At 43.2% G+C, this 14,458-nt stretch carries 14 protein-coding genes; 4 read left to right on the top strand and 10 right to left on the bottom strand.

The features are described 5' to 3' along the window. Position 1: 1 nt before the first annotated feature. From JMW64_RS00680 to recN, 6 genes are all read right to left on the bottom strand, one after another. Positions 2–1,204: a methyltransferase gene (locus JMW64_RS00680; RefSeq protein WP_201552314.1), complete on the bottom strand. Its 1,203-nt coding sequence runs from the start codon at positions 1,202–1,204 to the stop codon at positions 2–4. A gap of 120 nt (positions 1,205–1,324) precedes the next feature. Beyond that, positions 1,325–1,651, bottom strand: coding sequence for a sulfurtransferase TusA (gene tusA, locus JMW64_RS00685; protein ID WP_201552316.1), 327 nt, complete (start codon positions 1,649–1,651; stop codon positions 1,325–1,327). A 60-nt stretch (positions 1,652–1,711) separates the two neighbouring features. Further along, positions 1,712–2,191, bottom strand: a complete 480-nt coding sequence (locus tag JMW64_RS00690; protein ID WP_060490167.1) for a hypothetical protein — start codon at positions 2,189–2,191, stop codon at positions 1,712–1,714. 92 nt (positions 2,192–2,283) lie between these two features. Further along, on the bottom strand, positions 2,284–2,811 hold the full coding sequence (gene ruvX / locus JMW64_RS00695; protein ID WP_055123746.1) for a Holliday junction resolvase RuvX: 528 nt from the start codon (positions 2,809–2,811) through the stop codon (positions 2,284–2,286). Between the two features lie 91 nt (positions 2,812–2,902). Then, positions 2,903–3,466 carry a YqgE/AlgH family protein gene (locus tag JMW64_RS00700; protein ID WP_045443003.1) on the bottom strand — a complete coding sequence of 188 codons (564 nt, stop codon included), beginning with the start codon at positions 3,464–3,466 and terminating at the stop codon, positions 2,903–2,905. Positions 3,467–3,613: 147 nt separating this feature from the next. After that, positions 3,614–5,293 (bottom strand): DNA repair protein RecN, encoded by a 1,680-nt coding sequence (recN, locus tag JMW64_RS00705; RefSeq protein WP_109590562.1) that lies wholly within the window; start codon positions 5,291–5,293, stop codon positions 3,614–3,616. Positions 5,294–6,026: 733 nt separating this feature from the next. On the opposite strand from recN, the gene ppnP reads away from it, so the two are divergent. Together ppnP and rlmB are read left to right on the top strand one after the other, a co-directional pair. Next, a complete protein-coding gene (gene ppnP, locus JMW64_RS00710) occupies positions 6,027–6,362 on the top strand; it encodes a pyrimidine/purine nucleoside phosphorylase (RefSeq protein ID WP_045443006.1) in 336 nt (111 codons plus the stop codon). Between the two features lie 212 nt (positions 6,363–6,574). Beyond that, the gene (gene rlmB / locus JMW64_RS00715; RefSeq protein WP_055123702.1) at positions 6,575–7,345 is read left to right on the top strand and encodes a 23S rRNA (guanosine(2251)-2'-O)-methyltransferase RlmB; all 771 of its coding nucleotides are present in this window, start codon (positions 6,575–6,577) and stop codon (positions 7,343–7,345) included. Here rlmB and coaE read toward each other — a convergent pair. The 4 genes from coaE to pilB all read right to left on the bottom strand — a co-directional run bounded on the left by coaE (position 7,308) and on the right by pilB (position 12,373). Then, positions 7,308–7,994 carry a dephospho-CoA kinase gene (gene coaE / locus JMW64_RS00720; RefSeq protein WP_109590566.1) on the bottom strand — a complete coding sequence of 229 codons (687 nt, stop codon included), beginning with the start codon at positions 7,992–7,994 and terminating at the stop codon, positions 7,308–7,310. The two genes, rlmB and coaE, sit on opposite strands and share 38 nt — an antisense overlap. Positions 7,995–8,118: 124 nt before the next feature. Beyond that, the gene (locus JMW64_RS00725; RefSeq protein WP_109590568.1) at positions 8,119–9,021 is read right to left on the bottom strand and encodes a prepilin peptidase; all 903 of its coding nucleotides are present in this window, start codon (positions 9,019–9,021) and stop codon (positions 8,119–8,121) included. Positions 9,022–9,046: 25 nt separating this feature from the next. Beyond that, positions 9,047–10,270: a type II secretion system F family protein gene (locus JMW64_RS00730; protein WP_109590570.1), complete on the bottom strand. Its 1,224-nt coding sequence runs from the start codon at positions 10,268–10,270 to the stop codon at positions 9,047–9,049. A 393-nt stretch (positions 10,271–10,663) separates the two neighbouring features. After that, positions 10,664–12,373: a type IV-A pilus assembly ATPase PilB gene (gene pilB, locus JMW64_RS00735; protein ID WP_109590572.1), complete on the bottom strand. Its 1,710-nt coding sequence runs from the start codon at positions 12,371–12,373 to the stop codon at positions 10,664–10,666. Between the two features lie 626 nt (positions 12,374–12,999). Here pilB and tpiA point away from each other — a divergent pair. Together tpiA and secG are read left to right on the top strand one after the other, a co-directional pair. Next, on the top strand, positions 13,000–13,812 hold the full coding sequence (gene tpiA, locus JMW64_RS00740; RefSeq protein ID WP_201552318.1) for a triose-phosphate isomerase: 813 nt from the start codon (positions 13,000–13,002) through the stop codon (positions 13,810–13,812). Positions 13,813–14,026: 214 nt separating this feature from the next. Next, complete coding sequence (gene secG, locus JMW64_RS00745) at positions 14,027–14,335, top strand: preprotein translocase subunit SecG (RefSeq protein WP_025652589.1); 309 nt, start codon at positions 14,027–14,029, stop codon at positions 14,333–14,335. The last annotated feature ends 123 nt before the right edge of the window (positions 14,336–14,458 follow it).

Raw genomic sequence — 14,458 nt, forward strand, 5'->3', positions numbered from 1 at the left:
GTTAGATAAGCGTTAAACACCATAATGAAGTGACTTCAGCACTGCGCGCGACATGTAGAGGATCAATATTATCTTGGCTGCGACCATGCTTAGGTTGGGTATCCAGACGATATTTTACTGCCAATCCAGCATCGGCAAACAAGCCTAATAACTCATCACGGGTGCGCAATTGCAGGTGCTCAGCTAAGTCCGACATTATTAACCAGAGCTCGCCGTGCTCAGCTAAGTGCTGTTTGGCACCTTGTAGAACGCCACGTAGCATCGCGCTCTTGGCATCATAGACGGCGTACTCAAGAGACGAGCTTGGCTTAGCAGGTAACCAAGGCGGATTGCAGACAATCAGATTGGCGAGTGGGGCATCAGTCGGATATAAATCGGCTTGCTGCAATCGTACGGCAGGCAGCTCTAACCGTTTAAAGTTCTCGTTAGCACAGGCCAAAGCACGTGGATTCAAATCCGTTGCTATCACTTGCGGAACACCGCGCTGCGCTAAGATAATAGCCAGCAATCCCGTGCCAGTACCGATATCATAAGCGACATCATAGCTCGCTGGTAACGGTGCATCGAGCAATAGCTGCACATACTCATGACGAGTTGGTGCAAAGACGCCATAATGTGGGAAAATTGATAATCCTAAGCTGTCTATTGGGACACCTTTTTCGCGCCATCCTGCTGCACCAAGTGCACCTTGCAAGTCACGAAATGACAGCACACAAGACTCATCCATTGCCTTATCTAGTGGGCCAAAAGCGGCTGTACAAGCTGCACTGACATCGGGGGCGCGGCGTAGTTGGCTGACATAACTGGCATCAAGCTCTAATAGCAAACGGCTCAATATGCGCGAACGCTGCGCTTGCAGTTGGCGCTGCTGATGAAATAGATTAGGTATTTCTTTAGAGTTGCTTGAATCAGATTTTGTTGTAGATTTAGCCGCTTTTTTTGCTTTACGCAGCTCAGAGCGCTCATTGGTACGATCTATGCGACGACCGAGCGCTTGTAGCAACTGGCGTGCATTATGAAAGTCACCGCGCCACAGCAGTGAGCTGCCTTCGCAAGCCAAGCGGTAAGCATCATCTGCGGTCGTTGTATCATCGACCAATACAATGCGCGCAGGTGGCATATGATTGCTTTCAGACAACCAAAGGGCATTACGTAGAGTCTCGTTTTCTTGCCATTGTACATACTGCTTTTCTGTTTGTAACACGTAATAGCCTACCTTTTGTGAAAGATACTTCGCTTAAAATGCAAAGATACCTTTATATTGTTTATTGCGCTGTCAATGTTGTGCTGTGATCAATGCTTTGCTGCGGTAACTTGAGTGCATTTAAGCGCTTTTTTTCTTAACCAGATAACGATAAAGCGTGGCGCTGATTGGTGCATCCTCATTGCCAGCGACCATTATTTCATCGGGATCGACGTTTAGATTTATATTCTCAGCAAGCGTTTCTTGCTGCACAAGCTCATGTCCCAAATGACGACAAAAATTAGGAATGTCACGAGTGGTGGCTGGGTCGGTGGCGAGTATTTCAATCACCTCGCCAGCATCAGCGTTGCGGATGGTTCGATGCAGCATCATGACAGGCTCAGGGCAAATCAGCCCTTGAGTGTCTAAATGATGATTGATCGTCGTTTGTATGGTAGAAGTGCTCATAGTAGTCATTTAAATCGATAATATAAGGTAAAAGTTTTTTGCGTCATTTATAAGTATGCTTTACGCTTCTTCAGCGGTTTCAGTGTCTTTTTCTGCTTCTAGAAAATTAAAAAAGCGCTTAAAGCTCACTTTAAATAAAAACGCCACACCTAGCCAACAAGATAAGCCTAACCAGGCGGTATCAGCGAATAATAAGCCACCAATCAATATGATGGTCGATACGCCAATGCTCATGGCAATCATCGACGCTTGGTTTAATCGATAACGATAAATCACCAGCGCATCATAAATAGTAATAGGAATCGTAAGCGCAACCAAGGCATAAGGCAAGTTATAGAAAAGTTGATAAAGCAGTTGATTGTCATGAAAGGCTTTGATACTGGCAATGGTGCCAAAGACCATAAAGGCGAGAATAGCGGCATAAATGAGATAAATCGCTATTTGATTCGCTCGCTGTGCGCCTTTGATACGGGCGATGGCAAGCGGCGCAAAACCATGTTGCGATTTGTTTTGCAGGGAGTGGTCTGAGACAGTGGTCATAATAATCAGGTATTTATCCGTGTAGAGTGACGATATGTCAGAATTGGCAGTGTTTTAATTAAGAGTGCTTTAACAGCAGGTTTATCGCTGATTTAATCGGCTTTGATAGCGTCGATGGCGATACTGCTACTGGGATCAGCGAAATAAGTCGACATCAGAATGCAGGCAGAGATGTCGTCAATTGGGTCGCGTTCATGCTTAATCCAACCATTATCCCACGCGATCTCACGCGCTGCCACTGAGGTTAGACGCTCATCACAAAGGCTCACAACCACTGGTAGATGCTGTTCCATGACTCGATGCGCTAGACGACGAGCGAATTTATGCGCACGCTTAGACAGCATTGAGCTGCTGCCATCCATATTAAGTGGCAACCCAACCACCACTTTTGCCACGCCCCAGACTTTGATAATACCGAGCAGATTGTCCCAATCAGGCTGACCATTATTCATCGCTAAAATATCAAAGGCACGCGCAGTCTCGGTAATGGTATTACCCAGCGCCATGCCCATCTTTTTTACCCCGTAATCGAGCGCCAAAATAAGATGAGGCTTAATAGCGGGTTCCGCCACAGTAGTGTCAGCAGTTTCGATTTTAATGCTCGTATCAGACTCTACCATCATTATGCATACTTCCTATTTCTATTGGGCGTGATTCATTTAGCTTAACGGCTTTAATTTAAATGGATAATTTAACAATCATAACCAATTATTAAGCATGACCAATATCACTACTAAGGTAATCAAAGTTCACCCCAATCTTATCCGCGGCAATTTGCCAGCGTTCTTCGAATGGTGTATCAAACAATAAATTTAGATCAGCAGGACAGACCAGCCAATCGCCATTATTTAGCTCTTGATCGAGCTGTTTTTTACCCCAGCTGGCATGACCCAAGCACAGCTGATAGTGACCAACGCCTTGACCTGCGGCGATACGCTTAAGGATATCTTGACTGGTGGTAATACAGACGTTTTCTGAGATTGCAAAAGACGATGCCCATTCTGGTTGACCCGTATGCAGCACAAAGCCAACCTCTGGATACATCGGGCCACCCTCTAATGCTACATCTTCCATCACTTGCGCATCCGTCACTTCAATGTCTAAATCTTCTAGCAGTTTGCCCACGCGTGCCTGCTCTAATGGACGATTGACCATCAGACCAAGTGCGCCGTGTTTATCATGACGACAGATATAAATCAGCGCCTGCTCAAACCGTGGGTCTGACAGTTCTGGTGCCGCGATTAAGAAATGATGGGTCAAATTGGCTTTAGACATAGAGACAAACGCACCCTAATATTGAAGGTAAAATAACAGAAATGACACACCACTATATGGCGATACTGAGGTAAAAATCAACCAAAGCAAATATTTAGCAGTGATGAGACACAGCGCTGCACAACTGGTTGATGAATGACCAAGCCTTTATTTCACATCGGTTAATAAACTACGCGCATGGTCGCGAGTGACGTCAGTGATGATCACACCGCCAGACATGCGTGCCAGCTCGTCGACTTGCGCGCTATCAGTCAGTATTAATAGCGCGCTTTCGGTCTGCTCGTCATGATGCTTTTGTACCAAAATATGCTGATGCGCTTGCGCTGCGACTTGTGCTTGGTGAGTAATGGCAAGCAGTTGCTGCGTCTGCCCAAGCGCGCGTAGTAGCTCACCGACCACTTGCGCCGTGCCGCCACTGATACCGACATCGACTTCATCAAATACTAGCATCGGCTTGGCGGCATTATTATCGGCATTGGTCGCTTGCAGTACTTGCATCACCAGTGCCATTCGTGACAGCTCACCGCCTGAGGCAATCTTATGTAGCGGCTGCATCGGCATACCGACATTGGCGCTAAATAATAAATCAATATCATAGCAACCTTGTGCATTATAGTGGCTCGGCTCGATCTTCTTGGTAAAGACAAACTCGCAGCGGGCATTGGGTAGCGCAAGCGGTTGTAATTGCTTAATCAGTTGTTTACTGACAATTGGTGCAGCTTTAGTGCGTTCTTTGTTTAACTGAGTGGCTAATGTTAGATATTCTTGCCAAGCCTGTTCAATTTGAGCAGCCATCGCATCGCTACTGGGCTCGTTCTCTAATTGTTCTAATTGTATCTCCCAGCCTTTTGCTTCCTCAATTAAATCACTGGCTGGCAAGCTGTGCTTTCGTGATAAACGATGTCCTAAGCTGATAAGACTGTCTAATGTCTGCAAACGCTCAGGATCAGGCAACTGTTGCTCAGCATAATCTGACAGTAAGCCTGTTACCTCAGTAATTTGTTGTTGTGCTAAATGTAGTTGCTCGGAGGCTTGCTCAAAGGTTTGACTGACACTCATTTGGTTATCACAAAGCTTAATCGCTTGTCCAAGCAAGGTCATAACATCTGGCTCATCCGTGTCATTGTCGAGCAGATGTAAGCCATGGCTGGCCTCTTGCATCAGTGCTTCTATATTAGACAGCTCTTCGTGCTCTGCTTCAACTTCTGCATAATCAACCGCCAATAATGGCGCAATATCAGCAAGTTGGCTTTGCAATAGTTGAATACGGTCTTGGCGCTGAGCCTCACGGCTCGCAATATCGTCAGCACGGCGTTTGAGCTGCTGGTAAGCTTGATAGCTACTGGCAGTTTGTATAGCTAATGGCGTGATTTGTGCCATCTCGTCGAGCCATTGCACCACAAACTGCGGCTTGAGGAGCGCTTGCTGAGCGTGCTGACTATGGATATTGACCAGCAATGCACCTAAGCTTTTGAGCTCCGCCAAGCTGACAGGCGTGCCATTTAACCAAGCTTTTGAGCGTCCGGTATTGCTGAGCTGACGACGAATTAGGACTTCAGGTTCTTCTAATGGTCGATCATTTTTAGCGAACCACTCAGCGATGACATTGTTATGCTCCACATCAAACTGCGCATAAATATCGGCTTGCGCCGCCCCGTGTCTGACCATTGCACTGTCTGCGCGCTCACCAACACATAAAGACAGTGCATCGAGTAATAGCGATTTGCCAGCACCGGTCTCACCCGTGATGACATTGAAGCCTTCAGCCACACTCAGCTCATGCTGAGCGATCAACGCAAACTGATGTAAAGTTAATGATACTAGCATCAACGCCTCTCATGACAGACAATAGACTTCATATACATCTCAAGAAGCCATATATAAAATAGGGTAGATAAGGGAGTGAAATTATTCATTTAACCGTGTTAATGAGATAAATGTTATAGGCAAATAGTATGATGTTAAACGCGCTTAAATACAAACTTTCAGGCACTGTATAATAGAATTTATTCTTGGAAGATTACCATAAAGCTATCAAAAACTGGCAATGAGTCGTCATCATAATATTCACAATATCAATCATTAAGATGACTAAGCCTGTCAAAATGATGGCGTTAGACTAAGAATGGTTGCGGATCAAATGTATAAAAAAAGCCCCATTATAGTGATAAGGTGCTGACTCAAAAAAAGATGAGTAAGTAAGTTTAAGATTCGCATCAAACAGCATTTTCCTAGTCGCTTTAACAAACTTTATAGATATAATGTGGTAGCATAATCTCACATAATGATAAACTCTTCTGATTAGATTAGTACGGTGTAATACACGATAACGAGTCATAATTTTGTAAAATGATAGGCGTATAGTTGGAAGAGTATGCCACTCGGTCATTATTCTAAAGTATTTTCATAGAACCTGTGGCTAGCTTTAGCGCACAGATATCTAGTATAGAAGGATACAGTACGTAGTACAGAGGTGTCGGTTAACGACGCAACTCTGGCGGTACTCTAACCAATTACTTATTTTTTAGTTTCGTAATGATTATTTGATAAGGAAGCCACTATGACAGCGGCGCAATTTACTAATGTAACAGTCAATGCTCAAGCGACGGTATCTTATGATGGTCGTTGTTCAAGCCACACTATTATGTTCGAAGATGGTCGACATAAAACATTGGGCGTTATCTTGCCTTGTGATAATTTGGTTGAGCATTACCATTTTAGCACCAATACCTCCGAGCGTATCGAAATCACGGGCGGTGAGTGTGAGGTCAAAATTAATGGTGATGAAGAATTCAGCTATTACCGCGCTGGTCAATCATTCGTGGTTGAAGGCAATAGTGGTTTTAATCTGCGGACAGAAGAAATTGTTCAATATATCTGCCACTTAGAAGGGTAAGTTTGCTAAAGCTGTTATTAAGTGATTGATGACAGCAAAAAGCCTTTTACTCAAAAAAAGAAAAACCTTATCGGATTGGTAAGGTTTTTCTTTTTCTGCTGATATTATTTATATGCAGATATCCATTTATTGATACAATTACTGTCATCTCTTTTTATCGCCTAGTTTTTATCATATAGCGCGATACCCACTTTATAATCAATAGGCCTATTATGGCAAAACCTACCTATTTTTATGGCATTCATGCGATTGATGCCTTACTCGAATATCGTCCTTTAGATGGGCTAAGCTTGTTTGTGCAGCAAGGTCGTGAGACTGATAGCCATGTACAAGCGATTATGGCGCAAGCACGTGACAATGGTATCAGTATCCAACCCACGCAAAAAGACAAACTCACGCAATTGTGTGGCAGCCCGCAGCACCAAGGTGTGGTGCTGAATGCGCGTCCTTTAGGATTTGCTGATGAAGGCTTGCTTGCTACCCTTGCTGGGCGTGACCAATGCTTATTATTGGTCTTAGATCAAATTACGGATGCACATAACTTTGGTGCTTGCTTGCGTACCGCAGTGGCGATGGGTGTGGATGCCGTGGTTTGTCCGAAACATCATGCGGCAAGTCTGACACCAACAGTGGCTAAAGTATCAGTCGGTGCAGCAGAGATGATGCCGATTATTAGTGTTACCAATCTGGCACGTACGCTCACGCAAATCAAAAATGCTGGGGTATTTGTGTTTGGTACAGCGCTTAATGCGGATGCCAAACCCATTCATGCTGCTGATCTGACTGGCAAAACAGCCATTATCATGGGTTCAGAAGGTGAGGGGATGCGTCGCCTGACTATGGAGAGCTGTGATGAGCTGGTGTATATTCCGATGTCAGGAAATGAGCATGGCAACCTTCAAAGTCTAAATGTGAGTGTTGCCACTGGTATGGCGCTATATGAAGTCAATCGACAGCGTACTTTAGCTGCTGGGCAAGCTTAAGATATTCTTGGTGTAATGGCGCTAATTGCACATACAGAGCCGCAAGATCACTTTCGTTGAGCACCACATCATCTGCATGACGATTACGCTCTTCGCGGCTCAGCTGATTCACCATGATGGCTTTGATTTTTTGTATGCTTTGTTCGTCGCGCTGACTGGCACGCGCAATCTGCGTATCTTCGGTGGCATCCATTACTAAGATACGTTGGCATAAATTGGCAAGCCCTGCTTCTGCTGCTTCAATAAGTAAAGGCGCTGACAATATCACGTAAGGCGAAGTACTGGTTGCCAACTGTGCTTTTGCTGCTTCGCGTATCGCTGGGTGAGTGATTGCTTCTAACTCAATCAATGCCTCAGGATGTGAAAAGACGTGCGTTCTTACTGCCACTCGATCCATTGATCCATCACTATTCAACACCCAATCACCAAATTTTTTCTGGATTTTGTGCAGAGTGTTGCTACCTTTAGCGACGACTTCATGGGCAATCACATCCGCATCGATAATATCAATGCCTTGCTCAGCGAACCAAGCACTCGCAGCGGACTTACCACTACCGATACCACCCGTTAAGCCAACTACTAAAGTTTTGCTTTTCTTTTGCGGGGTCTGGGGCTTATGAGAATAAGGTGAAAATGATTGTTTTGACATAATAATGACTTATCTGCTCGATATAATGACAGTGATGGTTATAAGCTAAGAAAGTATTTTGGTGCCTATTTTAAGATTTGGTGTCTGTTTAAAAAGGAGTGACCGAAATACTTTCTAGGACAATTTAGTAAGTATACATGCCGAGATACCAGTTGACGATATCTGAGCCATATAATAAAGCAACAATACCAGCGATAGCGATATAAGGACCAAAGGCAAACGGCTTGCTTTCACCCTGCTTCTTCATCAAAATAATCCCAACAATTGAGCCTAATAGAGAAGACAATAAAATAATCAATGGCAACATCATGGGCCCAAGCCAAGCACCTAATACTGCCAATAATTTGAAATCTCCCTGCCCCATACCATGCTTTTTAGTGATTAGATAAAATATCTTAACCACTATCCACAATGACAAAAACCCTAGCAATAAGCCCCAAATTGACTGGGTAGGTGAGACAAACCAGCCTTGTGAATTCACTGCTAATCCTAAACCCGCTAATGGAAAGGTCAAGCGATCAGGCAGTAATTGGGTATCAAAATCAATACCGGTTAATGCAACCAGCGTCCATACCAAAATCAGGGCTGACAAGCCAGCTGCAGTTACGTCAAACTGATAAATCACTAACATTGATAGTAGGGCTGTTGCTAGCTCAACCAGTGGATAACGCAGTCCAATCGCTGCTTTACATTCTGAGCAACGGCCACGTAGTATTAACCAGCTAATTAACGGTATGTTTTCGTACCACTTTATTTTGTGGGCGCAATGAGGGCAGCGTGAGGCTGGTCGACTCAAAGTAATCGGCTGGTCAGCCGCTACGATATTTGTTAGGGGCAGAGTGTGTCCGCGAGGCATATCTGCTTGTTCTGACATAAACTGGCTGCACTCTTGTCGCCAGCTATAAACCATCATCAGCGGAATACGGTGAATCACCACATTTAAAAAACTGCCAACGCAAAGACCTAGCAGGCCGAATATGCCTAAAGCGATAGGCATATTGTCTTGTAATAACTCTATAAATTGCATGAACAAGCTGTCCTTTAAATAGCTTTTAGCCTACTACTGAGCCCATTTGGAATATTGGTAAATACATGGCAATCACCAAGCCGCCAACTAATACACCGAGCACCGCCATGATTAAAGGTTCCATTAAGCTGGTCAATCCATCAACGGCGTTGTCTACTTCATTTTCATAATAGACAGCAACTTTATCTAACATCTCTTCCAAACTACCGGATTCTTCACCGATACCGACCATTTGAATGGCTAAACTTGGGAAAAGGTTGGTTGAGCGTATCGAAAACTGTAGCTGTTGACCAGTAGAAACATCATTTTTGATTTGCTGAATAGCGTTATAAAATACGACATTATTTGCCGCACCAGCAGTAGATTCAAGAGCGTCAATAAGCGGCACGCCCGCAGCAAAGGTAGTCGATAGTGTGCGGGAAAAACGGGCAATAACCGCTTGATAAGCGATATTTCCAAATATTGGTGCTTTTAATACTGCACGGTCTAAAAAATCACGGAATTTTTTAGACCGTTTTTTGGCCTCCGAAAAACCAATAATGGCACCACCAATAATAACAACTAGAATGAACCACCATACCTGCATCCACTCAGACATATTAACAACCATTTGGGTAAATGCAGGTAAATCTGCACCAAATGAGCCAAATAATTCTGAAAATACCGGCACGACCTTTATTAGCAAAATCATAGTCACAATAATAGCGACAACGACAACCGCGATAGGGTACTTCATTGCTTTTTTAATTTTGGCTTTAAGTAATTCACTTTTTTCTTTATAGGTAGCAACACGTTCAAGCATGGTTTCCAGTGCACCAGACTGCTCACCAGAATCGACAAGTGAACAAAACAGGTCGTCAAAATAACGGGGATGCTTACGCAATGCTGAAGCAAAAGTCCCACCCGCTTCAATGTCATATTTTATTTGTAATACCAAGTCTTTCATACTTGGATTGTCAAGTGAGTCAGCAACAATCTCAAAGGATTGAGTCAATGGCACACCCGCTTTCATCATAGTCGCTAATTGACGGGCAAAAATGGCAATATCGATAGGTTTGATGGATTTTTTGAAAGTGTAAAGTGGCTTTGGTTTTTTCTTGATACCTTTAACGCTGATACCTTGTTTGCGTAAAGTTGCTTTTGCTAACTCTAAACTACGGCTGGTGGTCTCTCCCTTCACTTTTTGTCCGCGTCGATTCACCCCATCATAGACAAAGTCTAACAGCACGTCGGTCTTCGCTTTTGCCATGTTACTACCCTCAAAATATTGTCTAATATAGATCTTGCAAAGATGTACAACGATGCCTGACTCATTACATAAAAGAGGCATACTTTATTTTAACGTAAAAAACCAGTATAACTCTGTTTTATATTTAAGTATATCTGGTAGAGATTATTGCTGATTTATAAAAGTCCGTACGATTACCACCCATCATATAAGTCCTCATATAAATAATGGCATTACTCATATAAGGACAGTTTTGAATGTCCAAATACCCTTTTATCAGTGCATTACTAAAAGCTATTTTTTCGACAATTCAAGATTAAAAAGTAGTTGGTTTAGTCACTTCAAACGTTCCTCTTTAGTGATCAGCAGTGTCTGTATTTTTGTGCGTATGCAACATACGCATAGCCAGTATTCTTATTCAGAAGTGACGCGCATCATTTCTTGAATACTGGTTACGCCTTGTAAGACTTTTAAAATCCCAGAGCGACGCAGGTCTCGGAAGCCATTTTTAAGTGCAGCGTCTTTTATATCTATCGCGTTACCGTCTTCCATAATGATGCGTGAGATATCAGGGCTGACTTTCATAACTTCGTAGATACCGACTCGTCCTTTATAACCTTCACGGCATTCATTACAACCTACTGGCTCGTGAATGATATTGTCTGGATTGTCCAAATCAGCGTCTGTAAAGCCGAGCTCAAGCAGACTTTGCTTAGGGATGTTAATAGGTTTTTTGCAGTTTTTACACAAACGTCGTGCTAAGCGCTGGGCGATAACCAAGTTTACTGAAGTCGCGATATTAAAGGAGGCCACACCCATGTTCCGCAGCCGCGTCAGTGTTTCAGGTGCTGAGTTGGTATGTAGGGTTGAGAGCACCATGTGCCCTGTTTGCGCTGCTTTAATTGCAATTTCAGCAGTCTCAAGGTCACGAATCTCACCGACCATGACAATATCAGGATCTTGTCGTAAAAAAGATTTGAGGGCATTTGCGAAAGTTAGACCCACTTTTGGATTGACGTTGACTTGATTGATCCCCTCCAAGTTAATCTCCACTGGATCTTCAGCAGTGGATATGTTGGTCGCGCCAGTATTTAAAATATTAATACCAGTATAAAGCGACACGGTCTTACCAGAACCAGTTGGTCCCGTGATAAGCAACATACCTTGTGGTTTATGCAGTGCCTCTAAAAACATATCTTTCTGATCAGGTTCATAGCCGAGCGCTTCAATACCCAACATCGCTGAAGAAGGATCCAAAATACGAAGTACAAGTTTTTCGCCAAATAGGGTAGGCAGACAGCTTACTCGAAAGTCGATGGCTTTATCTTTAGATATCTTGAGCTTGATACGTCCATCTTGTGGCACACGGCGCTCTGAAATATCCATCTGCGACATGACTTTTAAACGGGCTGCAATTTTCCCAGCCAGTTGTACGGGTGGATTGGCCATTTTTTGCATCACACCATCGACACGAAAGCGAACGCGATAGGTTTTTTCATAGGGTTCAAAGTGCAAGTCAGAGGCACCCATACGAATGGCATCAACCAGCATTTTATTAACAAATTTTACAACGGGTGCTTCCTCGACACCATCACTAAGCTTGGTCTCGCCTTCCTCTTCTTCACCTTCATCAAAGCCAACATTTAAATCGCTATCAGAGAAGCTATCAAAATTTTGCATGGCATCAGCGTAAAGACTCTCAATACGCTTTTTTAACTTGTCTTCTTCGACGACAATAGTTTCAATAGACAGCCGTGAATTAAAAGCAATAGCGTCAATTGCATCCACACGAGTTGGATCACTTAATGCGACGAATAAACGCTGTCCTCGTTTGAATAATGGCAACGCATTAAATTTACGAATGATTTTTTCATCTACTAAGTCTTTTGGAATGACATCAACATGTAAAGCATCAAGATCGAAAAGAGGATCGCCAAACGCTTGTGACAACATCTGCGCAAGATGATAAGCATCTGCTAATTTATTGTCGACTAGGTAGGGCACTAGTCCTACTTGTTGCTGTTGCGATTCGGTCTGCGCGATTTTCATATTCGCTTCGCTGACGATACCTTCGCTGATTAGCTGGTGCGCTAAACCACCATACTTGCTCGTGGTGATAGACATTACGACTTCTCCTTAATATCCAATATGCTATATATTTGTCTGAAATCCATATACTTCTGAGAGCCACTTACTATTATAATTTTTAACAAATACCTGCTATAAGTCATTGTTAGCCTTTAGGCCATCATGAATAACAGTCAATGCAGAGATGCTCTTATGAGATTTAGCAGAGAAACCGTTTTAATAGTGTAGTTCATCAGTAGCTTAGTTGTTAGATTCTTGATAATAGTCTGTTATATATAGACACAATACTATAAAACATTACTTTAGTTTAAAGATTTTATATGGACGATTGAGTGCTTGACCCAAAAAATCATAGCTTGAGACAATGTCTAGGGCGTGTCTTCAATTCAATAGACTATTTTCTAAATAAGCTAAATTTTGCCAAACATCGTCAAATAGCTTATCAATATCTCGATAATATTTGCGCTACTTTCCTTGTTTGACAGTAATTTATCTCATTTTTATCATTATTTTTTAGAGTGAGGACACGCCCTAGTAAATATTTGCATTGACTGTCTGTTTTTCTGCTGGCGGCAGCATACTATAGCACTTGGGAATTATTTGTTATACTGGCGCGCATATTAGCCAAATTGGCAAGAATAGATGAAACAAGGTAGATGAGTATGCAAGCTTGGGTAATTGGTAATTGGAAACAAAATCCAGCAACGAGTCACGACGTCGATTTATTGTTGAATAATTTGTTGACTACGATTGATGCTAAAGAGCAAGCCGACACAGAACGGTCAAATAGTCGCTGTCAGTTGATGGTGGCACCAAGCTGTATTCATCTGGCAGCTGTCAGTGCGCGTTTAGCTGGTAGTTCGATATTGAGTGCAGCGCAGGACGTCAGTGCGCATAGTGCCAGTGTTGGCGCTTATACGGGTGATTGCTCAGCACAGCAAATAGCAGACGCTGGGGCAACTTGGACGATACTGGGTCATTCTGAGCGTCGCCAGTATCATAGCGAGTCTCACGATACGTTATTGCAGAAAGTGACTCACGCACTCACCCAAGGTTTGGGCGTGGTATTTTGTATTGGTGAAACTCAGGCTCAATATGATGATAAGCAAACCCTTGACGTAATTGACACTCAGTTATCAGTAATAAAAGAAGTAATTACTACCCAACCAGATCTCATATCATCACTATCTGATCGACTGATCATTGCTTATGAGCCAGTGTGGGCGATTGGTACTGGCAAAGTCCCAACCGTGAGCGAAGTCAGTCAAACGCATCAGCATATTAAGCAAACCATCACAGGCTTTGCAGAATCACTAAAGATAATGAGTGTGTTATATGGTGGTAGTGTCAATGCGGACAATGCCGATAGCTTCGCTGCAGATCCTATGATTGATGGGGCATTGGTTGGCGGCGCATCATTAAAGGTAGAGAGTTTTTTGGCAATTGCCAATGCCTTTAGTCGAGCTAAAGACTAGTCAATAAAGATAAAACGTGCATTTCATGGCGGTCTCGATTATAAAATGTCCTTATCAGTTGGCAAAAGTAGGTTTAACAGTGCCCTTGCAATCGTGTACAATGCGCCTTATTTATATAATCGATTTGGCAGCATTACCCGTCAATTGCTATTCCTATTAACCGTAAGATTTATTTTCCGTTATCAGTCGTCATTACGCGGCAAAAGAGGCCACCATGTTTACGTTTATATTAGCCCTGCATATTATCGTGGCGATTGCCATGATCGGCTTGATTTTGATACAGCATGGTAAAGGGGCAGACGCTGGAGCTTCTTTTGGCGCTGGCTCGTCAGGTACGGTCTTTGGTGCGGCAGGAACAGCGAACTTTTTAACGCGTGCGACAGCAGTATTAACAGTGATATTTTTTATCACCAGTATGACGCTAGCCGTTCACGCGCGCAAACAGGCTGAAGATCAGTTCCGTTTAGATGCACCTGTGTCAGCACCACAAACGCCGCGTCCATTGACACAGAATCCTCAATAACTGTATTTTAAAGACACTTACCTTTAATAGTTGTCTTTAGTCATTGCCTTTTAATTGAGGCAGCGCTTGCTATTTTGAGACGTTAGATTTACAATGCTTTTCTGTTTTAACAGTCTGATTCTA

Origin of the sequence: Psychrobacter immobilis (genome assembly GCF_904846065.1) — a bacterium.
Taxonomy (GTDB): Bacteria; Pseudomonadota; Gammaproteobacteria; order Pseudomonadales; family Moraxellaceae; genus Psychrobacter; species Psychrobacter immobilis_H.

Excerpts from the sequence above, each read along its gene's own strand:
- JMW64_RS00725 (WP_109590568.1), bottom strand. The coding sequence starts at position 9,021 with ATGCAATTTATAGAGTTATTACAAGACAATATGCCTATCGCTTTAGGC.
- tusA (WP_201552316.1), bottom strand. The coding sequence starts at position 1,651 with ATGAGCACTTCTACCATACAAACGACGATCAATCATCATTTAGACACT.
- recN (WP_109590562.1), bottom strand. The coding sequence starts at position 5,293 with ATGCTAGTATCATTAACTTTACATCAGTTTGCGTTGATCGCTCAGCAT.
- secG (WP_025652589.1), top strand. The coding sequence starts at position 14,027 with ATGTTTACGTTTATATTAGCCCTGCATATTATCGTGGCGATTGCCATG.
- coaE (WP_109590566.1), bottom strand. The coding sequence starts at position 7,994 with ATGTCAAAACAATCATTTTCACCTTATTCTCATAAGCCCCAGACCCCG.
- JMW64_RS00700 (WP_045443003.1), bottom strand. The coding sequence starts at position 3,466 with ATGTCTAAAGCCAATTTGACCCATCATTTCTTAATCGCGGCACCAGAA.
- ruvX (WP_055123746.1), bottom strand. The coding sequence starts at position 2,811 with ATGGTAGAGTCTGATACGAGCATTAAAATCGAAACTGCTGACACTACT.
- JMW64_RS00690 (WP_060490167.1), bottom strand. The coding sequence starts at position 2,191 with ATGACCACTGTCTCAGACCACTCCCTGCAAAACAAATCGCAACATGGT.
- tpiA (WP_201552318.1), top strand. The coding sequence starts at position 13,000 with ATGCAAGCTTGGGTAATTGGTAATTGGAAACAAAATCCAGCAACGAGT.
- ppnP (WP_045443006.1), top strand. The coding sequence starts at position 6,027 with ATGACAGCGGCGCAATTTACTAATGTAACAGTCAATGCTCAAGCGACG.
- pilB (WP_109590572.1), bottom strand. The coding sequence starts at position 12,373 with ATGTCTATCACCACGAGCAAGTATGGTGGTTTAGCGCACCAGCTAATC.
- JMW64_RS00730 (WP_109590570.1), bottom strand. The coding sequence starts at position 10,270 with ATGGCAAAAGCGAAGACCGACGTGCTGTTAGACTTTGTCTATGATGGG.
- rlmB (WP_055123702.1), top strand. The coding sequence starts at position 6,575 with ATGGCAAAACCTACCTATTTTTATGGCATTCATGCGATTGATGCCTTA.